This is a genomic window from Frankia canadensis (genome assembly GCF_900197875.1).
GTDB classification, from domain to species: Bacteria; Actinomycetota; Actinomycetes; order Frankiales; family Frankiaceae; genus Frankia; species Frankia canadensis.
Genome location: NZ_FZMO01000026.1, coordinates 1 through 20,505 on the forward strand (window position 1 = coordinate 1; position 20,505 = coordinate 20,505).

Here is a 20,505-nt window from a genome sequence, read left to right on the forward strand (position 1 = left end):
CGGGGCGTGGTGGGGGGTATTCCGGTGGGTGCCGGTGAAGATCCTGGCGGCAGGACCTAGCATCGAGGCCCGTGGAGCGCTTCGTCGTGACAGGCGGCACCCGACTGGTCGGCGAGGTCGCCGTGCCCGGTGCCAAGAACTCCGTTCTCAAGCTGATGGCCGCGAGCCTGCTGGCCGCCGGTCGCACGACCCTGACCGCGGTTCCCGACATCCTCGACGTGACGGTGATGGGTGACGTGCTCACCGGCCTCGGCGCGAGCGTCGAGCGCGACGTCGAGGGCGGCTGGATCGGCATCGACGTCCCCGACGAACCCGGGGTCGCGGCCGACGGTGATCTCGTGCGGCGGATCCGGGCGTCGGTGGCGGTGCTCGGCCCGCTGGTCGCCCGCTGCGGGGAGGCCCGGGTCGCGCTGCCGGGCGGTGACGCGATCGGCTCGCGGGCCCTGGACATCCACGTCAACGGACTGACGAAGCTCGGCGCTGTGGTCGACGTCGAGGCCGGCGCCCTGGTCGCGCGCAGCGGCGGGCGGCTGCAGGGCGCGTCGATCTGGCTGGACTTCCCGAGCGTCGGCGCGACCGAGAACCTCCTGATGGCCGGCGTGCTCGCCAAGGGCACGACGGTGATCGACAACGCCGCGCAGGAGCCGGAGATCGCCGACCTGTGCGCGATGCTGACCGCGATGGGCGCCCGCGTCGAGGGCGCGGGATCGTCCACCCTGGTGATCGAGGGGGTGGAGTCGCTGACCCCGGTCGCGCACGAGACGGTGCCGGATCGCATCGTCGCCGGTACCTACGCGGTGGGCGCGCTGATGACCGGCGGCGACGTGATGATCCGGGGCGGGCGGGCCGGGCACCTCGGGATCGTGCTGGAGAAGCTGGTCCAGGCCGGCGCCGAGGTCGACGTCCGCGCGGACGGCTTCCGGGTGGTGGGCCGCGACCGGCCGCGCTCGATCGACGTCGTGACCCTGCCCTATCCGGGATTTCCGACGGACCTGCTGCCGCAGGTGATCGCGCTGGAGTCGATCAGTTCCGGGACTTCACTGATCACCGAGAACGTCTTCGACAGCCGGTTCGTGTTCTGCCGGGAGCTGCACAAGCTCGGCGCCGACCTGCGCACCGACGGCCACCACGTCATCGTCCGCCCGGCCCAGCGGCTCACCGGCGCGCGGGTGATGGCCTCCGACGTGCGGGCCGGGGCGGGGCTCGTGCTCGCCGGCCTGGTCGCCGACGGCGTCACCGAGGTGACGGACGTCCACCACATCGACCGCGGGTACGCCCGGTTCGTCGAGAGCATGACGGCGCTCGGCGCCGACATCCGCCGGGTCCCCGACCGGGCCGTCGCCTGAGCGACGCCCGCTCCCGGCCGGCGCCGGGTCAGGAATGGGAGCGGGGACCGCCGGGTGGGGCGGAACCGGGCGGTGCCGAGCCGGGCGGGGCCGACAGCGCGCGGGCGGCCCGGTCCGCGTCCGAGCCGAAGACGAGCACGTGCCGGCGCACGCGCGGCCGGGAGAGGATGTTGCCGGCGGCGTCGATGTGCAGCGGCGTCACCGCCGCCCCCCAGGTGGAGCGGATCCCCTGGGCGCGCAGGGCGCCGCGCAGCCGGCCGACCTCGGCGGGCGTGTCGACGACGGCGACCGCGACCAGCAGCCCGAAGTCACCGCCGAGCACCACCCCGCTCGGCAGCGCCCGCTGCGGCAGGCTGGCCCACCGGGCGATGACGAGCAGCAGGACGACGGTCAGCAGCGCGACCGCCGGTTCGATGAGATAACGCGCCATGCCCACGGGTAGCTGACACCTCCCGCTCGCCGCGCCGCGGCCGGGCCCGACCGTGGGCGCCTCGTGCAGGGCCGACGTGGGGCGCGCCGACCGACGGCCATCCGGATTCCATCGTCCCAGACGTCCGCGGATGGGGCAGGGGTTCCGGCCACGATTCTGCCGCGATTCCCCCGGGATTCCGCCACGGTTCCGGCACGGAATCCGTCCGGAGAAACATCCCACCGCGACGGCTGGGATCATCGAGACACCCGGCCCCGACCCCGCGTGGCCGATCGACGACGGTTCGGCTGAGGCGGGTGAAGGCGCCTCATGGTCCGCCCGCGCGGACCCGCACCGCAGTGCCAGTGCCACCCGCGTCCGGCGTGCCCTCATGGCGCGACCGGCGCGGGCCAGCCGGAAGCACCGGGCGCCCAGGCGGGGCGGCCGGGGACGGGAGACCAGATGAATGACAACGGTGTCAGCATGGTGGACGTGCACGGCCTGCCGGTCGCGGGCGCGGGCCCCGGACAGGCGGTCCGCCTCGTCGGCCGGGTGGACGTACGGACGGTGGGCACCCTGCGGTGCCTGCTGCACGCGGCCATCGACAACGGCAGCGGCCCGCTGCGGGTCGACGTCGCCGGGCTGGAGCTCGGCGACCACGCGGGGCTGGGCGTCCTGCTCGGTGGCGCGCGCCGCGCCCGGGCCGCCGGCCGCTCGATGGTGCTGGTCGACGTGCCGACGGCGCTCGGCCGGATGTTCGTCGCGGACCGGCTTGGCCGGCTGCTGCGTTTCGAGGAGACCGCCGACCTGGTGCACGTCGGGCACGCGTGAGCCCGGGCGGGCCGGCGGATGGGCGGTGTGGCGCGGGCTCGTCGGGCCGCCCCGCCCCGCCGGTTCCGGTGGGGGAGCGCACCGAACCGGGGCGGACGCGTACGGTGATCTCGGGAGCGCCCTCGTGTCAACGGGGGAGCCGATGCGGCATGCTTGCCGGGTACGTGCTGATCGGGTACTGCTTTCGGGTGACGGACCCGGCTCATGGCACGGTGGTTGCCGGACGGAGGCGTGCAGGACGTGGAGGTGCCCGCGCGGGTGGACATGGCCGGCGAACGCGGCACGCGATCCGCGGGACTGCTCGGGACGCGTGAACTCAGACCGATCGTCGTGGTCGCGGCGTTCCTCGTTGCCATCCTGCTCGGCGTCGGGATCGGCTACGCCACCGCGGACCGCGGCTCGGACGCCGTCACCGCGGCGCCGACTGCGCCGGCGGCGGCTCTGACGCCGGCCCAGCGGGTCCCGTTCTGGGCGACCAGTCGCCATCCCGGCGCGGGGCACCAGATGGTGCTCACCGCCGAGCCCGACCCGACCGCGCTGCGGTTCGCGCTGCAGTGGACGGTCGCCGACCGGCTCAAGGCCGACGGCACCGGCACCGTCACCGCCCAGCAGGTCAAGGTGGTGGAGGGCATGTACTTCGGCGCCGTCGAGGGGGCGGACGCGGCGCAGGACGAGTACTGGGCGATCGGCCGCATCGAGGTGCCGAGCCTTCCCACCGTGACATCCGGTCCGTACGTGTGGCGTCGGATCGGGTCCGGCCCGTGGGCGATCCTCGCGAGTGGAGCGACCGCGTGCGGCCAGATCCCGCAGCCGCTGCTCACGGTGTGGAAGGGCCAGCCGCCGCCCTGCACGGCCTGACACCGTTGCGCCCTGAGCTCGTTCGGTCGGCGGGGCGGGCGCGGGGCGCCCTGTCCGTACTACTCTCCTGACGTCGTCCGGGCCCGCGGCCCGGGCGGCGCGACGGCTTCAGCCGCTCGCTGGCCGCGCCCGGCCGGTGGGCGCTGGGGGAGGCGGCGGCCATGACGGACGTGTCCACTCGATCGACAGGCCACACCGGGCCGGTCCGGGACGACGCGCGGCCGGGCCATGGTGATCCGTCCGCGAGGCACGCCGCCGAGGGCGAGCGGCGCGACCGGCCGTGGATCATCCGGACGTACGCCGGGCATTCGAGCGCGGCGGAGAGCAACGCGCTGTACCGGCGCAATCTCGCCAAGGGGCAGACGGGCCTGTCCGTGGCGTTCGACCTGCCGACCCAGACCGGCTACGACCCGGACCACCCGCTCGCCCGCGGCGAGGTCGGCCGGGTCGGCGTCCCGGTCTCGCACCTCGGCGACATGCGGGCGCTGTTCGACCAGATCCCGCTGGCCCGGATGAACACGTCGATGACGATCAACGCGACGGCGATGTGGCTGCTCGCGCTCTACCAGGTCGTCGCGCAGGAGCAGGGCGCCGATCCGGCGCAGCTCGCCGGCACCACCCAGAACGACATCATCAAGGAGTACCTGTCGCGCGGGACGTATGTCTTCCCGCCCGGCCCGTCGCTGCGGCTGGTCACCGATCTGATCGCCTACACGGTGGCCGAGATGCCGCGGTGGAACCCGATCAACATCTGCAGCTACCACCTGCAGGAGGCCGGCGCGACCCCGGTGCAGGAGCTCGCCTTCTCGATCTGCTCGGCGATCGCCGTGCTGGACGCCGTCGCCGCCGCCGATCCGGCGTCCGCCGATCCGGCGTCCGCCGATCCGGCGTCCGTCGACGCGGCGTCCACCGACGCGATGACGCCCGGACGGATGACCGAGGTGTGTGCCCGCATCTCGTTCTTCGTGAACGCGGGGACGCGGTTCGTCGAGGAGATGTGCAAGATGCGGGCGTTCGGCCGGCTGTGGGACGACCTGCTGCGCACCCGGTACGGGGTGACGGATCCCGCCGCCCGCCGCTTCCGCTACGGCGTGCAGGTCAACTCGCTCGGCCTGACCGAGGCCCAGCCGGAGAACAACATCATCCGGATCGTGCTGGAGTCCCTCGGCGTCACCCTGTCGAAGGACGCGCGCTGCCGGGCGTTGCAGCTGCCGGCCTGGAACGAGGCGCTGGGCCTGCCGCGCCCCTGGGACCAGCAGTGGTCGCTGCGCGTCCAGCAGATCCTTGCCGACGAGACGGACCTGCTGGAGTACGACGACCTGTTCGCCGGGTCGCGGGTCGTCGAGCGGCGGGTGGACGAGCTGGTGGCCGAGGCCCGCGAGGAGATCGACCGGGTGCAGGCGATGGGCGGGGCGGTGGCCGCGGTCGAGACCGGCTACCTCAAGTCGGCGTTGGTGTCGTCCCAGGCCCGGCGGCGGTCGCGGATCGAGACCGGCGAGGACGTGGTCGTCGGCGTGAACCGCTACACCGAGACCGAACCGAACCCGCTGCTCGCCGAGCCGGGCGCGGCGATCCAGGCGGTGGACCCCGCGGCCGAGGGGGCGGCCCGTGAGGCGCTGGCCGCCTGGCGGGCCGGGCGGGACCCGGTCGCCGTCCGCGAGGCGCTGCTCGGGCTGCGCACGGCCGCCGGCACGGCGGCGAACCTGGTCCCGGCGACGCTGGCCTGCGCCCGGGTCGGGGTGACGACCGGCGAGTGGTCGGACACGTTGCGCGAGGTCTTCGGCGAGTATCGCGCCCCCACCGGCGTGGCCGGCGCGGTCGTCTCCGGCGACGGCGCGGGATCCGGGAGCGACGCCGGCAGCGCCGGTGGCCGGGCGGCGCGGCTGCGGGCGCTGGTCGTCCGCACGCGGGCGGAGCTGGGCCGGCCGGTGAAGCTGCTCGTCGGCAAGCCCGGCCTCGACGGGCATTCCAACGGCGCGGAGCAGATCGCCGTGCGGGCCCGCGACGCCGGCTTCGAGGTCGTCTACCAGGGCATCCGGCTGACCCCGGCGCAGATCGTGGCCGCCGCGGTGGAGGAGGACGCGCACGTCGTGGGCCTGTCGGTGCTCTCCGGCGCGCATCTCGACCTGGTGCCGCAGGTGCTCGACGGCCTGCGGGCCGCCGGGGCGGGCGATGTGCCGGTGGTCGTCGGCGGCATCATCCCGCCGGCCGACGCGCGGCGGTTGACCGAGCTGGGCGTCGCCGGCGTCTACACCCCGCGGGACTACGAGCTGGACGCGATCATCCTGGACATCCTGGAGGTCGTACGGTCGACGTATGGCCTCGATCCCCGCTGACGCCGACGCCGCCGCGCGGCGCGGCCCCGTGCCGTCCCTGGACGACACGATCGCCCTCGCCACGAGGATCCACGCCGGCCAGATGGACAAGGTCGGCGAGGAGTACATCGGGCATCCGCTCCGCGTGATGGCGGCGGTCGCGCACACCGCCGGTCCCGCCGGCGTCGACGCGTACGCCGCCCAGGCCGCGGCCATCCTGCACGACGTGGTCGAGGACAGCGAGACCACGCTCGCGGACCTGGCCGCCGCCGGCTATCCCCCGGACGTCGTGACCGCGGTCGACGCGCTGTCCCACCGTCCGGGCGAGTCGACCCGCGACTACCTGGCCCGGGTCGCCGCCGACCCGCTGGCCGTGGTCGTCAAGCGGGCGGACATCCAGGACAACTCCGATCCCGGACGGCTCGCCCGGCTGCCGGCCGACCAGGCGCAGCGGCTGGCCGTCCGGTACGCGGGGCGACGCGCGCTGCTCGACGACCTCGTCCTGTCCACGCGCGGGCCGTTGCGGGGCGGGGCCCAGGGTTGACGCGCGACGATACCGACGATGCCGACGGTCCTGACGGTCGGGAGGCGGAGACGCCCTACCAGCGGCTGACCCGCAACTGGGCGGAGCTGCTCCAGGAGATCCGGGTCGCGCAGACCGGTGTGCAGATCCTGTTCGGTTTCCTGCTGACGCTGCCGTTCTCGGCGCGGTTCGGGGTGGTGGAGCCGTACCAGCGGGCGATCTTCATCGGTGTGCTGCTGCTGACGGCGCTCGCGTCGGCGCTGCTGATCGGCCCGGTGGCCTTCCACCGGATCGTCTTTCGCCATCACGCCCGGGCGGAACTGGTGCGCACGGCGAACGCGCTGGCCCTGGGCGGCCTCGCGGTGCTCGGGCTCGCGATCATCGGTGTCGTCCTGCTCGTGGTCAGCGTGCTGACGGGGGTGCTGACGACCGTCCTGATCGCGAGTGGGACGGCGGCGACGTTCGTCGTCGTCTGGGGGGTGCTGCCCGGTCTGGCCCTGCGCCGCTCGGGGCCGCGCGAGGGCGGCCACCCCGCGGACCGGGACAGCACCGCGGGCCGATGACGATCCACCGGGCGGTGTGTCGCGTCCAGGGGGGCGATGCCCGCGCGGAACGGGGCGAGTCGGCCGCGATACCGTGACCGCATGCGGCTCGTGATCGCTCGGTGCAGCGTCGACTATGTCGGGCGGCTGACCGCCCATCTGCCGAGCGCGGTCCGGCTGGTGCTCGTCAAGGCAGACGGATCGGTGTCGATCCACGCCGATGGCCGGGCGTACAAGCCGCTGAACTGGATGAGCCCGCCGTGCGCCATCGCCGAGGAGCCGGGCGTCTGGCGGGTCACCAACAAGGCCGCCGAGCAGCTCGTCATCACCCTCGAAGAGGTGCTGCACGACTCGACGCACGAGCTGGGCGTCGACCCGGGGCTGCGCAAGGACGGCGTCGAGGCGCACCTGCAGGTCCTGCTCGCCGACCGGCCGGACGCGATCGCGCCGGGGCTCACCCTCGTCCGCCGCGAGTACGAGACCGGGATCGGCCCCGTCGACCTGCTCTGCCGGGACAGCGACGGCTCGACGGTCGCCGTCGAGATCAAGCGTAAGGGCGAGATCGACGGCGTCGAGCAGCTCACCCGCTACCTCGTCCGGCTCGACGCGGACCCGGCGCTGCCCCACCCGGTGCGGGGGATCCTCGCCGCGCAGTCCATCACCCCGCAGGCGCGGCTGCTGGCCGCCGACCGCGGGCTGGGCTGCGCCGTCGTCGACTACGACGAGCTGCGTGGGCTGGAGCCGTCCATCCCGACCCTCTTCTGAGGCCCCTTCTCCGAGCGCCGCACGCCGCCGAGTGCCGCACGCCGCTGTTCGGCGGGCGTTTCCCTCTGTATGCGGCCCGTTTTTCCGGATAGCCGGTGTGACTCTTTGGCGAACTGGCGGCGCGGCCGGAACCGCGCGATGGGCCCTCGCACCCGCCGGGGTGATGTTGGGCCGACCTGCGGAAAGGCTGGGAGAATCGGCGGACCGCGGTTCGCCCGCGGGCGGTCCGCATTCCCGGGGTTGATATTCCCGGGCATTGCGTGGGCGGGCCGGCGGCGGGCGGCATCGATGTCAGGAGCCCGGCATGGCACAGCTGTCCCCGACTCCACAGCCCCCGAACGCGCACGCCCCGAACGGGCGGTCCCCGAACGGGCGGTCCCCGAGCACGTCGGCGAGCACGTCGCCGTCGCCGGCGTCCGGCTCGGCGGGTGGGCCGGTCGGCGTCGTGGGCCTGGGCACGATGGGCACCGGCATCGCCGAGGCGCTGCTGCGCAGCGGGCTTGCGGTGGCTGGTGTCGAACGCGACGCCGACGCCGTCGGCCGGGCTCGCGCGCGGATCGGGCGCTCGCTGGAGCGGGCGGTGCGGCGGGGTCACCTCGACCCGTCCGGCCCGCGGGACCTGCTGGCGCGCCTGGAGCTCGGCGCCGATCCCGCCGCCGTCGCCGGCTGCGGCGTGGTGATCGAGGCGATCGACGAGGACCGGGAGGCCAAGGCCGCGCTGCTGGCGCGACTTGACGCCATCTGTCCGCCGAGCACCGTGTTCGCGACGAACACCAGCTCGCTGTCGGTCACCGAGCTCGCCGCGGGCACCGGCCGCTCGGCGCGGGTGCTCGGCATGCACTGGTTCAACCCGGCGCCGAGGATGCGGCTGGTCGAGATCGTGCGGACCGTCGTGTCGGACGACGACGCGGTGGCGGCGGTCGAGGCGCTGGCGCTCGCGGCGGGCAAGACTCCGGTGATCGCGGCCGACCGGGCCGGGTTCATCGTCAACGCGCTGCTGTTCGGCTACCTCAACAACGCGGTGCGGATGGTCGAGTCCCACTTCGCCACCCGCGACGACGTCGACGCCGCGATGCGGCTGGGCTGTGGGCATCCGATGGGGCCGCTCGCCCTGCTCGACCTCATCGGGCTCGATGCCGCGTACGCCGTCCTCGCGTCGATGCACGAGCAGACCGGCGATCACCTGCACGCGCCCGCGCCGCTGCTCGGCCATCTGGTCGCCGCGGGCCTGCTGGGCCGCAAGACCGGCCGCGGCTTCTACGCCTACGCGGGCGCCGACTCCGGCGAGGTGCTGCGCCCGCTCGACGGGCAGTCCCAGGCGGCGACCGGCGACGTCCCTCACAGTGGCCTGGACTCGCGGACGGCGCGGCCGGTGCGCACGGTGGGGGTGGTGGGCAGCGGGACGATGGCCCTCGGGATCGCGCAGGTGCTGGCTCGCGCCGGCCTGGAGGTGATCGTGCGGGCCCGCCGCCCGCAGGCCGCCGACGCCGTGCGCGGCCGGGTCGACGCCGCCCTGGCCGCGGCGGTGGACAAGGGGCGGCTGTCACAGTCCGACCGTGAGGCCGCGATGGGCCGGCTGCGCGCCACCACGGACCTGGGTGAGCTCGGTGGCTGCGACCTCGTGCTGGAGGCCGTCGTCGAGGATCTGGCGGTCAAACGGGAGCTGTTCACCGACCTCGACAAGGTGGCCCGGCCCGGCGCGGTCCTCGCGACCACGACGTCGTCCCTGCCGGTCATCGAGTGCGCGACGGCGACCAGCCGCCCGAGCGACGTCATCGGCATGCACTGGTTCAACCCGGCACCGGTGATGCGCCTCGTCGAGGTGGTGCCGACCGTGCTCACCGGCGAGGACGTGACGGCGACGGTGGAGGCGCTCGCCCGCGCCGCCGGGCGCCAGCCGGTGCGCTGCGCCGACCGGGCCGGGTTCATCGTCAACGCGCTGCTGTTCCCCTACCTGAACGACGCGGTGCGGATGCTCGAGTCGAACTACGCGACGATCGACGACATCGACACCGCGATGACGGTCGGCTGCGGCCACCCGATGGGCCCGTTCGCGCTCGCCGACGTGGTCGGCCTCGACGTCACGCTGGCGATCACCCGCTCGCTGCACCGGCAGTTCCACGAGCCCGGCTATGCCCCCGCCGGCCTGCTGGAACAGCTGGTCCGGGCCGGGTTCCTCGGCCGCAAGACCGGCCGCGGCTTCCGCGAGCACGCCGGGCGCTGAGCATCCGGGCCCCGCCGGGCGGCACCGCGGCCAGGGGTGGCGCGGCGCCGTCCGTCCCGGGCGGCACTAGGATGACGGTGATCGGCGGGAAGTCCTGGGTCGTCCGCGTCCGCGCGGGGATCTTCCTCCTGGCTCGCGCGACTCGCGCATGAGGAGGTACGACGACGGTGGTCACGCTGGACAGGGAGGCGCTGCGCTCCTTCGGTCGTGAGGTCACGATGTTCCTCCCGGACCTGGTGCTGATGCTGCGCCGGGTGATCGCCGACCCGCGGGTGCCGCAGTCGGCGAAGATGGAGGCCGCCGCGGCCTTGGCCTACCTGGTGTCGCCCAGGAACCGGATCACCAACGTGATCCCCGTCATCGGCCAGCTCGACGACGTCGCCATCGTCGCGTTCGCCTTCCGCCGGCTGGTCGTCGGCGCCGGCGAGCCGATCCTGCGCGAGCACTGGCGTGGCAGCGAGCGCGGTTTCCAGGTGCTCATCGGCGCGTCGTCCGCGCTGGCCAGCCCGGCCGGCGCGGTCCGGCGGGCGAAGCTCGCCCGGTCGCTGGTCGCCGCCGGCATCGACCGGGTGCGCGGCGCCACGGGGGGCACGGGCGGCGCCGGTGGGCGGCGCGGGCCCCGGGCGGGGTCGGCCGCGGCCGGCGACCCGCGTCGGGTGGTCGACGGCGAGGTGGTCGGGCGGGCCGAGTGGGTGGCCGTGCCGGACGATCCCGGCGGGCAGGACGAGGGCCGCCGGACGGGGCGCCGCGGGCGCGCCGGCGAGTCCGGTGGCAGATCCGCGCGCGGCAGGTGACACGCCGGGCGCGGCGGCGATCCGACCGGCACCAGGGCGGTCATGGCCAGCGGGGCGGGGGGCTGGCGGGCTGGTTACTGCCCGACGCGGTGGTGCGGCTGCGGGACGGCGAGTGGACCGTCCGCCCGCTCAGCGGGGCGGCGGCGGTGAAGGTCTACCGGTGTCCCGGGTGTGACCACGAGATCAACCCGGGCACCCCCCATCTGGTCGTGTGGCCGCCGGACGAGGTCGCGGACCGCCGGCACTGGCACCGGCCGTGCTGGGAACGGCGATGCCGGGCGGCCCGTCTCCCTCCGTACGCGGACTGAGCTGTCTGAACGGACTGAGCAGGCTGACGCGGACTGGGCGGTCGCACCGCGAGCGCGCGCCCGCGGCCGCCGTCAGGCCCCTCGCACGCTGGCGCTGGCGGGCGCCGGCAGCGCGGCCGTCTCCCCACCGATCGCCTTGCGCTCCTCGATCGGCGCCGCCTCGATCGACGCGATGGAGGCGCTCGCCGCGGTGAGCTTGTCGCGCAGGGCGCCGAGCTGGGTCGTCACCTGGTCGCGCAGCGCGGCGAGCTGGGTAGTGACCTGCTCGCGCTGGCGTTCCAGGTCGGCGAGGCGACGCTTGGACTCGTCCTCGGTCGTCTGCGCGGTGGAGCGGGCGAGCTCGACGATCCGCTCGGCCTCGCCGCGTGCCGTGGAGACGATCGAGGCGGCCTGCTCGTCGGCGTCCCGCAGGGTCTTCTCCCGGGCCGCCTCGGCCTCGGTGACGATCCGACGGGCCTCCTCGAGCTGCGCCTCGGCCTCGCGGGTCCGCTCGGCGCGGACGGTCGCGGCCTCCTCCTCGGCGAGCTGGAGGATCTGGGTGACCCGGCCGCCGAACTCCTCCCAGGCGGGGCGGTTGGCGGCCAGGTCGTCGCGGACGCGGGCCGCTTCGCTCGCCGCCTCCGACGCCGCGGCCTCCGCCGCCGCGCGGTGGGCCTCGGCCTCGCGGAGCTGCTCGACGAGCCAGTTCACATGATGGGTGACCTGATTGGGGTCGTAGCCACGGCGCACCAGATCAAAGGCGGGGGGCCCGTCCGACTCGCCGGCCATCGGGATGAGATCCGTGTGTTCGGTCATAGGGCCTGAGCATCTCAGACCGTCAATGGGAACGTGCCGCCAGCCGGTGATTGGGCCCGTCCCGATTTCCGAGACTACACGCCACGGAACCGGTTGATTGCCCTCAGGTGGCGAGAGCGCAGCTCCTCGTCGCGGATACCCAGTCCCTCGGTCGGGGCGAGGCAGAGCACGCCGACCTTCCCCTGGTGTGTGTTGCGGTGCACATCGAACGCTGCCTGGCCCGTCTCGGCGAGGGGGTACACCCGGGACAGGGTGGGATGGATCATCCCGCGGGCGATGAGCCGATTGGCCTCCCAGGCTTCCCGGTAGTTCGCGAAGTGGGACCCGACGATCCGCTTGAGGTTCATCCAGAGGTAACGATTGTCGTACTCGTGCTGGAATCCGCTCGTTGACGCGCAGGTGACGATCGTTCCGCCGCGGCGGGCGACGTAGATCGAGGCGCCGAAGGTCTCCCGGCCGGGGTGCTCGAAGACGATGTCCGGATCGTCCCCGCCGGTGAGTTCGCGGATACGTCGGCCGAATCGCTGCCATTCCTTGGGATCCTGGGTGCGCTCGTCCTGCCAGAAGCGATAGTCCTCGGCCGTCCGGTCGATGATCAGCTCGGCGCCGAGCGAGCGGCAGACGTCCGCCTTGCGCGCCGAGGACACCACACAGACCGGGATCGCCCCGCCGCGCAGCGCGAGCTGGGTCGCGTAGGAACCGAGCCCGCCGGAGGCGCCCCAGACGAGCACGACGTCGCCCTGCTTCATCGCCGCGCCGTTGGTGGACACCAGCTGGCGGTAGGCGGTCGAGTTGACCAGGCCCGGGGCGGCGGCCTCCTCCCAGCTCAGGTGCGCGGGTTTCGGCATGAGCTGGTTGGCCTTGACCAGGGCGAGTTCGGCCAGGCCACCGAAGTTCGTCTCGAAACCCCAGATCCGTTGCTCCGGATCGAGCATCGTGTCGTTGTGACCTTCGGCGCGCTCGAGCTCGACCGACAGGCAGTGCGCCACCACCTCGTCCCCGGGAGACCAGACATGCACGCCCGGCCCTGTCCGCAGCACGACTCCGGCCAGATCGGACCCCACCACGTGGTAATGCTGGTCATGGCGGGCGGCAAGCGGGGACGTCCGGCCGTAGCGGGACAGGAACGTGAAGGTCGGCACCGGCTCGAAGATCGACGTCCACACCGTGTTGTAGTTCACGGAGGAGGCCATGACCGCCACGAGGGCCTCCCCGGGGCCGAGTTCGGGCGTGGGCACCTCGTCGACGTGCAGCGACCGGCGCGGGTCCTTCTCCCGCGTGGGCAGCCCGTCGAACATCCCGACCTCGTCGTGGCGCACCACCACGCCGCGGTAGGAGGCCGGGACCGGCAGCCCGGCGAACAGTGCCCGCCGGGCGTCCGAGGGCGGGTGCTGGGCGAGGATCGCAGTGAGGATGTCCTTCACGATCGGCCTCCGGCGGTGGGTGGTCGAGGACGGTGGGCGGGCGGCGGATGTTACTGATGGGTAGGGCAATGGGGTCGCGGGATGTGGGGGCTGTCTGTTTCGTGCGTGACGCGATAGAACGTTCGGGACAACTTCGAGGGGCAGGTCCGCGTCTAACGTCGTGTGACCGCGCCCATGACAGTCGTGGAGGGGTGGCGGCCCGTGCCTGCGCGGAGCGACGCCGCCCGTAGCGACGTCGCGCGGGACGCGGACGCCGCCCTGACCGCGTTGTACTCCGAGCACTACCGGTCACTGGTGCGTCTGGCCGCGCTGCTGCTGGATGACATCGGGCTGTGTGAGGAGGTCGTCCAGGACGCCTACATCCGGGTTCACGGCGCCTGGGGGCGCCTGCAGGACCGGGACAAGGCCCTGGCCTACCTTCGGCAGACCGTCGTCAATCTCGCACGTTCCACGCTGCGTCGTCGACTCGTCGCTCTCAAGCACGCCCCCAAGCCGATGCCCGATGCCGCGAGCGCGGAGGAGGGGGCCTACTCTCTGGTCGAACGGGCCGCCGTCATCCAGGCACTGCGCGAGTTGCCGCGGCGCCAGCGGGAGGCGGTCGTCCTGCGCTACTACGCCGACATGTCCGAGGCGGACGCGGCGGCGGTGATGGGCTGCAGCGTCGGCTCGGTGAAGGCCTACACCTCACGGGGCCTGTCCGCCTTGAGCGGCAAGCTGGAGGGCCTGCGGTGAGCGCGCTGGAACCGGACGAGCTCACTCGCCTGCTGACGGAGGCGGTCGAGCCCGTCCGGCCCTCCCCGGACGCCTACCGGCAGATCCGGGCGGGCATCGAGCGCCGCCGGCGGCTGCGGCTGCCCGTGTTCACCCTCGGCGGGATGGTGATGGCCGCGCTCATCGCGCTGGCCGTGGTCGCGATCCGGCCGAGCCCGAACAACCAGACCGTCGAGCCCGCCGCGCCGCCGGTGATGCCGACGAACTACACCGCGCCGACCCAGGCGGGCACCGTCCCGTCGAGCGGCGGGTCGGGCCGCCCCGGCACCGGCGGCGGGCACGGCACGGGCCAGGGCGGCGGCACGGCGGCGACGCCCACCCCGCCGCGGACCCGGACGACGACCCCGCCGGTCACGCCACCGGCGAGCACGGCGACCCCGTCGTCGCCCGCGTCGGCGTCCACCGGCGTCGGCAGCCCGCAGCTGCCCACCCCGGTGGCGAAGCCCGCGGGCGTCAACGACATCGACGGTGACGGGCGCCCCGACACCGTCGCGGCGGACGGCACCACCCTGCAGGTTCAGTTCTCCCGGGACAGCCAGGTCGCCCGCGTCCCGCTCAGCGGCCTCACCACACCGCTCAACAGCGCGGTCGTCGACATCGACGCCGACGGCTTCGGTGAGCTGCTGGTCCAGACCGGGGTGGCGAACGGCCTGAAGAGCTACGCCCTGCTGCGCTACACCAGCCTGGACACCCTCACCGCGCCCGCCCTGCCCTCCGGGCTCACCCTGACGGCGGGCGTGCGCAACGACACGGCCTACGGCTTCCGCTGCGGGCCCGACCACACCCTGCAGATCAACGTCGGGACCTCCACCGACGGCAGCCAGTTCAGCGTCGCGACCACCACGCTCGCGTTCACCCCGGACGGCCTGACCGCCCAGGGCACGGCGTCCAGCACGGCGCGGATCCCCTCCGACTCGTCGCCCTTCACGGTCGCCTGCGGCACCCTGTCCTGAGGAGTCGTCCTCGGGATTCATCCCGAGGCGCCAGCGACAAGATCACGTTATCGTGGTGTTCCCGCGCCAGGCGGGCCGCGGGTGTGGGTCAGAAGCGCGTGGGGTCAGAAAGAGGAGGCAGTCATGCCGGGTTCCGTGATCGTGGCCGGTGCGCGGACGCCCATCGGGAAGCTGTCCGGCGCGCTGCGGAGCTTCAGCGCGACCGATCTCGGTGGTATCGCGATCAAGGGTGCCCTCGAGCGTTCGGGCCTGACCGGTGACCAGATCCAGTATGTGATCATGGGGCATGTGATCCAGGCCGGGACCGGTCCGATCACCGCCCGCCAGGCCGCGGTCGCCGCGGGCATCCCGATGAACGTCCCCGCCATCACGGTCAACAAGGTCTGCCTGTCCGGGCTCGACGCGATCGCGCTGGCCGACACCTACATCGCCAGCGGTGAGTTCGACCTCGTGGTCGCCGGCGGAATGGAGTCGATGACCGGGGCGCCGCACCTGCTGCGCGCGATGCGCGCCGGGGTCAAGTACGGCAACAGCGAGGCGGTCGACTCCATCGATCAGGACGCCCTGCACTGCGCGTTCGACCAGATCTCCATGGGGGCGAGCACCGAGCGGTACGTCAGCTCGCTGGACATCACCCGCGCCGAACAGGACGAGGTCGCCGCCCGCTCGCACCAGCGGGCCGCCGCGGCCGCCAAGAACGGCCTGTTCGACGACGAGATCGTGCCGGTGACGATCCCGCAGCGGCGCGGCGAGCCGCTCGTCGTGAGCCAGGACGAGGGCGTGCGCGCCGACACGACCGCCGAGGGTCTCGCCCGGCTTCGCCCCGCCTTCGGCGCGGACGGCACGATCACCGCAGGCTCCGCGTCGCAGATCTCCGACGGCGCGGCCGCGGTCGTGGTGGCGAGCCGGGCGAAGGCGGAGGAGCTCGGCCTGCCGATCCTCGCCGAGGTCGGCCATCACGGCTTCGTCGCGGGCCCCGACACCTCCCTGCACTCCCAGCCGTCGAACGCGATCCTCGCCGCGCTCGCCAAGGAGGGCCTCACCCCCGCCGACCTCGACCTCGTCGAGATCAACGAGGCGTTCGCGGCGGTGGCGATCCAGTCGATGCGTGACCTGGGCATCAGCCAGGACATCGTGAACGTCAACGGCGGGGCGATCGCCATCGGCCACCCGCTCGGCGCGTCCGGCGCCCGCATCGCGCTCACCCTGGCCAAGGAGCTCTCCCGCCGCGGCGGCGGGATCGGCGCCGCGGGCCTGTGTGGCGGCGGCGGCCAGGGCGACGCCCTGGTGCTGCGCGTCCCGGCCTGATCCCGGACACCGCCGGCGTGGGCCCTGACGTGCCGGACACCGCCGGGGCGGACGTCGAGGTGCAACGGCTGGCCGACGGCACGGTGCGAGGGGAGCGCAGGGCGCTCGCCCGGCTGCTGTCGCTGGTCGAGAACGCCCCCGACCGCTGGCCGGCGATCCGCGCGGCGCTCGGCGCCGATCCGGGCCGGGCCCGGATCGTCGGGCTGACCGGCGCGCCAGGCGTGGGCAAGTCGACGACCACCTCGGCGCTTGTGCGCGCCTACCGGGCGGCCGGGCGGCGGGTGGGGGTACTCGCGGTCGACCCGTCGTCGCCGCTGACCGGCGGCGCGCTGCTCGGCGACCGGGTGCGGATGGTCGAGCACGCCGGCGACCCGGGGGTGTTCGTCCGCTCGCTGGCCAGCCGCGGCGCCCTCGGCGGCCTCGCCGCCGCCACCACCCAGGCGCTGCGCGTCCTCGACGCCGCCGGCTTCGAGGTGATCATCGTGGAGACGGTCGGTGTCGGCCAGGCGGAGGTCGACATCGCGGCCCTCGCCGACACCACGTGCGTGCTGCTCGCGCCGGGCGCCGGCGACGACGTGCAGGCCGTCAAGGCGGGTCTGCTGGAGGTCGCCGACCTGTTCGTGGTCAACAAGGCCGACCGGCCGGGCGCCGAGGGCGTCGTCGCGAGCCTGGCGGCCATGACGCGGATGCGTGACGGCGTCCCCCGGACCCCGGTGGTCCGGATCGCCGCCGCCCACGGCGAGGGGATCGAGACCCTCGTCGAGCGGATCGCCGAGCATCACGACGCGCGGGCCGCGAGCGGTGAGCTGGAGCGCCGCCGCCTCACCCGGGCGGCGGACGAGATCCGCGGCCTGGCCCTGGCGTCCGTCCGGGAGCGCCTCGACGCCCCCGAGCACGGCCCCGTGCTGGCCGCTCTCGCCGCCGCCAGCGCGGCCGGCACCCTCGATCCCTGGACGGCCGCCCGCGACCTGCTGGCGGCGATCCTGCCCGCGTCTCCGGGGCGCTAGGTCGCGTCTCGGAGTTGCGATCTTCGTGTGTGTCGCCGTAGGCCCCGCCCGAGCTGCCCGTCGACCCGCGCAGCCGCGGTCCGCGGGTGAGTGGGTCCGGTCCCGCCGGATCGGCGTGGGTTGGTCAGCCCGGTCCCGCGGGACCGGGGTTTTTCGCGGCTACGGCGATCATGGGTACCGGATGGGTCGTCGTGATCGGATACTCGCCGGGTCCGGTCGTGGTCATCCGTCGGGTTTGCCGTCGGCATCTGATTCGGCCCTGTTGGGTGGTGCGTCGGATTGTCGCCGATGGATGCGGGCACGCCACCACTCGTGAGCCGCCTCGACGACCCGACCGCCGCGCCGGACGAGCTGATCGCCCGGCTCGGGCTCGAGCCCCATCCCGAGGGCGGCTGGTACCGGCGGACGTGGGCGAGCCCCGACCTTGTCGCGGCGCATGGCGGGCAGCGGCCCGTGGCGACATCCATTCTCTTCCTGCTGCGTCCGGGAGAGGTCTCCCGGTGGCATCGGGTGGCCTCGGCCGAGATCTGGCTCTGGCAGGGCGGTGGCGCCCTGGAACTGACTCTCGGCGGGCGGGGGGAGCGGCCAGCGCCCGGCGCCAGGCGGTCGCTCGGCCCGGACGTGGGCGCCGGCGAGACGCCCCAGCTCGTCGTGCCGGCGGGCGAGTGGCAGACCGCCGCGCCGCACGGCGAGCGACATGTCCTCGTCGGCTGCGTCGTCGCGCCGGGCTTCGACTTCGCCGACTTCGAGCTGCTGGACGAGGCGCCCGGCCCGGTCTGACCGCGCGGCGCCGGCCGGGATCTGACCGGGTGGTCGGCGGGGGCCGGGTGGCCGGCAGGGACCGGGTGGCCGGCAGGGACCGGGTGGTCAGCGGGGACCGGGTGGTCAGCGGGGAACGGTGACGGCGGCGGTGAGGGCGGTCGCGGCGGCGGACAGGCTCGCCGGGACGAGCGGGAGGTCGAGGACGTCGACGGCGCCGGCGCGGCGCAGCCGGGCGCGCTCGCCCGGGTCGGCATCCTCGGCGAGCACCAGTGCCGGGATGACGCCGGCGGTCGGATCGGCGGCGAGCTGGGCGAGCAGCTCGGTGGCGGTGGCGTCGGGCAGATCCCGGTCGAGCAGGACGAACGTCGGGCGGGCGCGGCGCACCGCGTCCAGCGCGAGGGCGGCCCGCGGCACGGTGACGGTGTCGGCGCCGAGGGTCCGCGCGAGCGCGTCCGTCACCGCCGAGCGCACGGCGGGATCGCCGCTGACGTGCACCACCCGCAGGCCCACCGCCTCGGCGCGGCGCGCCGGGGCGGCGCCGTAGCTCGACGTGCCGGAGCCGGGCGCCGCGGACCTGCCCATGCCGCCCAGGTCGTAGCCCGCCGCCGAGCCGTAGCCGGAGGACGGACCGCCGTAGCCGCCGGCCCCGTAGCCGCCGTTGTAGCCGTAGTCGCCGCCGCCGTAGCCGCCGTTGTAGCCGCTGTCGCCGAAACCGTCGTCGCCGAAACCGTCGTCGTCGGGGTCCTCGAAGCGCATGTCGACGGCGTCGAGCACGACCGCGAACACGCTGCCGACGCCGTGCCGGCTGGCGACGGTCAGCACGCCGCCCATCGCGGTCACCAGGGCGTGGGACAGCGCGAGCCCCAGACCGCTGCCCTCGATGCCGGTGCGTTCCGCACCGAGGCGCTCGAACGGCCGGAACAGCCGGTCGATCGCCCGCGGCGACAGGCCCACACCGTCATCCTCGACCTCGATCCGGATGCGGGAACCGGTGATCGGCACGATGCCGACCCGCACAGACCCACCCTCGCGGCCGTACTTCAGCGCGTTGCCGACCAGGTTGAGCAGGACCTGCCAGAGCCGGCGGCGGTCGGCGTCGGCGACGAGCGGCTCCGCGGGATGGATCACCCGGCGGATGCTGCGCTGCGCCGCCAGCGGTTCCACCAGCTCCACCACGCCCTTGACGATGTCCAGGACGTTGACCGGGCCCTTGTTGATGTCACCGCGGCCGGCGCGCAGCCGGGCGAGGTCGAGCACGTCGTCGATGAGCGCCTGCATGTGCCGGCCGCCCGTGATGATCCGTTCGACGTCGTCGTGCAGGTCGGGGGTGAGCGGCTCGAGCTCGAGCAGCTGGGCGAAGCCGAGCATCGCGTTGAGGGGCGTGCGCAGCTCGTGGCCGAGGCGGGCGATCAGCTCGTCCTTGGCTCGGGATTCGCTCTCGGCGATCTCGCGGGCGCGCTGGTCGGTGGTGTCCCGGGCGAGGACGACCAGACCGCCGTCCGGGTCCTGGCGGATCGTGACGTGATGCGGCTCGGTGACCCCGGCGGCGTTGACCAGCCCCACCGAGCCGCGCCACTGGTCGGCCTGGCCGAGCGCCGCCGTGACCGCCTCGCCGAGCGCGACGCGCAGCGTCGGGTCGACGACCTCGAGAAGGTCGCGCAGGCGCGCGACGCCGGGGGCACGCTCGCCCAGGAACGCCCGCGCGGCAGCCCCCATGTCGGTGACATGGCCGTCCGCGCCGACGACCACGGCCAGGTCCGTCAGCGTGTCCAGCAACGTGCGTGGCCCCACCTACGCCTCGTCATCCGTTTTCTTCCACCCCACGGCGGGCAATGGTAGGGCGTGCCGTCAGAGCCCGTTGTCCCGGGTTTGCGCAACCGCCCGGCCGGCGTGTGCCCCACGACTTCTGGTGACATGTCGACAGCTTACCGACCCACCGGATTCGTTCCGGTAGCGGGCGCGTGGCGCACCGTCTGACCACCTGGTGGCGGGCGGTCGGGCGTGGTAGGTCTGAGGGCATGCTGGTTGCCTTCAGTGTTACGCCCATCGGTGCCGGCGAGGGTGTCGCCGAACTCGTGGCCGAGGCCGTCCGCGTCGTGCGGGCGAGCGGCCTGCCGCACGAGACGACGTCGATGTTCACCACCGTCGAGGGCGAGTGGGACGAGGTGATGGACGTCGTGCGCCGGGCGACCGAGGCGGTGGCCGCCCACGCCGGCCGGGTCAGCCTCGTGCTCAAGGCCGATCTGCGCGCGGGCGTCACCGACGCCCTGCACGCCAAGGTGGCGAGCATCGACCGCCTGCTCGACGCCGGCTGACCGCTCGCGGCGCGCGGAGCCGACTGCGGGGCCCGGAAAAGTCGTGCTCCCCGGCGTCCGCCGCCGCGCGCGGATGTCACGATGGAGGCATGCAACGAAGGCCACCAGTCCCACCCGGTCCGCCGCGCGGCGGCGGAGGTCCGCGCCGTTCCGCGCGCATGCCCGACAGTCTCAGCGGCCTGCGCCTGGCGGGCGCCGTCCCGCTGGATCCCAAGCCCGCAGCCCCGCCGTCCCCGCCGCCCGCCAGGCGCAGGC

20 protein-coding genes are annotated in these 20,505 nt (G+C 74.1%); 16 read left to right on the forward strand and 4 right to left on the reverse strand.

Going from position 1 to position 20,505, the window contains the following annotated elements; translation table 11 throughout:
- Positions 1-71 precede the first annotated feature (71 nt).
- Positions 72-1,346 carry a UDP-N-acetylglucosamine 1-carboxyvinyltransferase gene (murA, locus tag C1A33_RS03635; RefSeq protein ID WP_243407142.1) on the forward strand — a complete coding sequence of 425 codons (1,275 nt, stop codon included), beginning with the start codon at positions 72-74 and terminating at the stop codon, positions 1,344-1,346.
- A gap of 28 nt (positions 1,347-1,374) precedes the next feature.
- Here murA and C1A33_RS03640 read toward each other — a convergent pair whose 3' ends face one another.
- Positions 1,375-1,776, reverse strand: a complete 402-nt coding sequence (locus C1A33_RS03640; RefSeq protein WP_101830107.1) for a hypothetical protein — start codon at positions 1,774-1,776, stop codon at positions 1,375-1,377.
- A gap of 441 nt (positions 1,777-2,217) precedes the next feature.
- Between C1A33_RS03640 and C1A33_RS03645 the strand changes: the two genes are divergently transcribed.
- The 9 genes from C1A33_RS03645 to C1A33_RS03685 all read left to right on the forward strand — a co-directional run bounded on the left by C1A33_RS03645 (position 2,218) and on the right by C1A33_RS03685 (position 10,915).
- Positions 2,218-2,586 (forward strand): STAS domain-containing protein, encoded by a 369-nt coding sequence (locus tag C1A33_RS03645; RefSeq protein WP_101830108.1) that lies wholly within the window; start codon positions 2,218-2,220, stop codon positions 2,584-2,586.
- A gap of 204 nt (positions 2,587-2,790) precedes the next feature.
- Positions 2,791-3,444 (forward strand): hypothetical protein, encoded by a 654-nt coding sequence (locus C1A33_RS03650; RefSeq protein WP_243407143.1) that lies wholly within the window; start codon positions 2,791-2,793, stop codon positions 3,442-3,444.
- Positions 3,445-3,605: 161 nt separating this feature from the next.
- Positions 3,606-5,780: a protein meaA gene (locus tag C1A33_RS03655; protein WP_101830109.1), complete on the forward strand. Its 2,175-nt coding sequence runs from the start codon at positions 3,606-3,608 to the stop codon at positions 5,778-5,780.
- The gene (locus C1A33_RS03660; RefSeq protein WP_115537916.1) at positions 5,761-6,303 is read left to right on the forward strand and encodes an HD domain-containing protein; all 543 of its coding nucleotides are present in this window, start codon (positions 5,761-5,763) and stop codon (positions 6,301-6,303) included. The genes C1A33_RS03655 and C1A33_RS03660 overlap by 20 nt, the downstream gene beginning before the upstream one ends.
- Positions 6,300-6,845: a DUF6328 family protein gene (locus C1A33_RS03665; protein WP_101830110.1), complete on the forward strand. Its 546-nt coding sequence runs from the start codon at positions 6,300-6,302 to the stop codon at positions 6,843-6,845. The genes C1A33_RS03660 and C1A33_RS03665 overlap by 4 nt, the downstream gene beginning before the upstream one ends.
- An 81-nt stretch (positions 6,846-6,926) precedes the next feature.
- Positions 6,927-7,589, forward strand: coding sequence for an endonuclease NucS (gene nucS / locus C1A33_RS03670; RefSeq protein WP_101830125.1), 663 nt, complete (start codon positions 6,927-6,929; stop codon positions 7,587-7,589).
- Between the two features lie 460 nt (positions 7,590-8,049).
- Positions 8,050-9,813 carry a 3-hydroxyacyl-CoA dehydrogenase family protein gene (locus C1A33_RS03675; RefSeq protein WP_243407145.1) on the forward strand — a complete coding sequence of 588 codons (1,764 nt, stop codon included), beginning with the start codon at positions 8,050-8,052 and terminating at the stop codon, positions 9,811-9,813.
- Positions 9,814-9,980: 167 nt separating this feature from the next.
- Positions 9,981-10,607, forward strand: coding sequence for a YkvA family protein (locus tag C1A33_RS03680; RefSeq protein WP_101830112.1), 627 nt, complete (start codon positions 9,981-9,983; stop codon positions 10,605-10,607).
- The gene (locus C1A33_RS03685) at positions 10,604-10,915 is read left to right on the forward strand and encodes a hypothetical protein (protein ID WP_101830113.1); all 312 of its coding nucleotides are present in this window, start codon (positions 10,604-10,606) and stop codon (positions 10,913-10,915) included. Before C1A33_RS03680 ends, C1A33_RS03685 begins: the two co-directional genes overlap by 4 nt.
- 72 nt (positions 10,916-10,987) lie before the next feature.
- On the opposite strand, the gene C1A33_RS03690 is transcribed toward C1A33_RS03685, so the two are convergent.
- Together C1A33_RS03690 and ccrA are read right to left on the reverse strand one after the other, a co-directional pair.
- The gene (locus C1A33_RS03690) at positions 10,988-11,710 is read right to left on the reverse strand and encodes an ATP synthase subunit B family protein (RefSeq protein ID WP_101830114.1); all 723 of its coding nucleotides are present in this window, start codon (positions 11,708-11,710) and stop codon (positions 10,988-10,990) included.
- Positions 11,711-11,784: 74 nt separating this feature from the next.
- Positions 11,785-13,134, reverse strand: a complete 1,350-nt coding sequence (ccrA, locus tag C1A33_RS03695) for a crotonyl-CoA carboxylase/reductase (protein WP_101830115.1) — start codon at positions 13,132-13,134, stop codon at positions 11,785-11,787.
- Positions 13,135-13,308: 174 nt separating this feature from the next.
- Between ccrA and C1A33_RS03700 the strand changes: the two genes are divergently transcribed.
- The 5 genes from C1A33_RS03700 (at position 13,309) to C1A33_RS03720 (ending at position 17,953) form a co-directional block, all read left to right on the forward strand.
- On the forward strand, positions 13,309-13,866 hold the full coding sequence (locus C1A33_RS03700; protein WP_101830116.1) for a SigE family RNA polymerase sigma factor: 558 nt from the start codon (positions 13,309-13,311) through the stop codon (positions 13,864-13,866).
- A complete protein-coding gene (locus tag C1A33_RS03705) occupies positions 13,863-14,858 on the forward strand; it encodes an FG-GAP repeat domain-containing protein (protein WP_101830117.1) in 996 nt (331 codons plus the stop codon). Before C1A33_RS03700 ends, C1A33_RS03705 begins: the two co-directional genes overlap by 4 nt.
- Positions 14,859-14,981: 123 nt before the next feature.
- Positions 14,982-16,166 carry an acetyl-CoA C-acetyltransferase gene (locus C1A33_RS03710; RefSeq protein ID WP_101830118.1) on the forward strand — a complete coding sequence of 395 codons (1,185 nt, stop codon included), beginning with the start codon at positions 14,982-14,984 and terminating at the stop codon, positions 16,164-16,166.
- Between the two features lie 17 nt (positions 16,167-16,183).
- Entirely contained in the window at positions 16,184-17,173 is a 990-nt protein-coding gene (gene meaB, locus C1A33_RS03715) for a methylmalonyl Co-A mutase-associated GTPase MeaB (RefSeq protein WP_423748032.1), read from the forward strand.
- A gap of 288 nt (positions 17,174-17,461) precedes the next feature.
- A complete protein-coding gene (locus C1A33_RS03720; protein WP_101830119.1) occupies positions 17,462-17,953 on the forward strand; it encodes a cupin domain-containing protein in 492 nt (163 codons plus the stop codon).
- 105 nt (positions 17,954-18,058) lie between these two features.
- Here C1A33_RS03720 and C1A33_RS03725 read toward each other — a convergent pair whose 3' ends face one another.
- Positions 18,059-19,726: a hybrid sensor histidine kinase/response regulator gene (locus C1A33_RS03725; RefSeq protein WP_101830120.1), complete on the reverse strand. Its 1,668-nt coding sequence runs from the start codon at positions 19,724-19,726 to the stop codon at positions 18,059-18,061.
- A gap of 227 nt (positions 19,727-19,953) precedes the next feature.
- Between C1A33_RS03725 and C1A33_RS03730 the strand changes: the two genes are divergently transcribed.
- Positions 19,954-20,250, forward strand: a complete 297-nt coding sequence (locus C1A33_RS03730; RefSeq protein WP_101830121.1) for an MTH1187 family thiamine-binding protein — start codon at positions 19,954-19,956, stop codon at positions 20,248-20,250.
- Positions 20,251-20,505 lie beyond the last annotated feature (255 nt).

What these genes read in the sequence shown, in the direction of transcription:
- C1A33_RS03690 (WP_101830114.1), bottom strand. Translation starts at nt 11,710, where the DNA reads ATGACCGAACACACGGATCTCATCCCGATGGCCGGCGAGTCGGACGGG.
- C1A33_RS03700 (WP_101830116.1), top strand. Translation starts at nt 13,309, where the DNA reads ATGACAGTCGTGGAGGGGTGGCGGCCCGTGCCTGCGCGGAGCGACGCC.
- C1A33_RS03650 (WP_243407143.1), top strand. Translation starts at nt 2,791, where the DNA reads ATGGCACGGTGGTTGCCGGACGGAGGCGTGCAGGACGTGGAGGTGCCC.
- C1A33_RS03645 (WP_101830108.1), top strand. Translation starts at nt 2,218, where the DNA reads ATGAATGACAACGGTGTCAGCATGGTGGACGTGCACGGCCTGCCGGTC.
- C1A33_RS03660 (WP_115537916.1), top strand. Translation starts at nt 5,761, where the DNA reads ATGGCCTCGATCCCCGCTGACGCCGACGCCGCCGCGCGGCGCGGCCCC.
- C1A33_RS03720 (WP_101830119.1), top strand. Translation starts at nt 17,462, where the DNA reads ATGGATGCGGGCACGCCACCACTCGTGAGCCGCCTCGACGACCCGACC.
- nucS (WP_101830125.1), top strand. Translation starts at nt 6,927, where the DNA reads ATGCGGCTCGTGATCGCTCGGTGCAGCGTCGACTATGTCGGGCGGCTG.
- C1A33_RS03640 (WP_101830107.1), bottom strand. Translation starts at nt 1,776, where the DNA reads ATGGCGCGTTATCTCATCGAACCGGCGGTCGCGCTGCTGACCGTCGTC.
- C1A33_RS03675 (WP_243407145.1), top strand. Translation starts at nt 8,050, where the DNA reads ATGGGCACCGGCATCGCCGAGGCGCTGCTGCGCAGCGGGCTTGCGGTG.
- C1A33_RS03730 (WP_101830121.1), top strand. Translation starts at nt 19,954, where the DNA reads ATGCTGGTTGCCTTCAGTGTTACGCCCATCGGTGCCGGCGAGGGTGTC.
- C1A33_RS03655 (WP_101830109.1), top strand. Translation starts at nt 3,606, where the DNA reads ATGACGGACGTGTCCACTCGATCGACAGGCCACACCGGGCCGGTCCGG.
- C1A33_RS03710 (WP_101830118.1), top strand. Translation starts at nt 14,982, where the DNA reads ATGCCGGGTTCCGTGATCGTGGCCGGTGCGCGGACGCCCATCGGGAAG.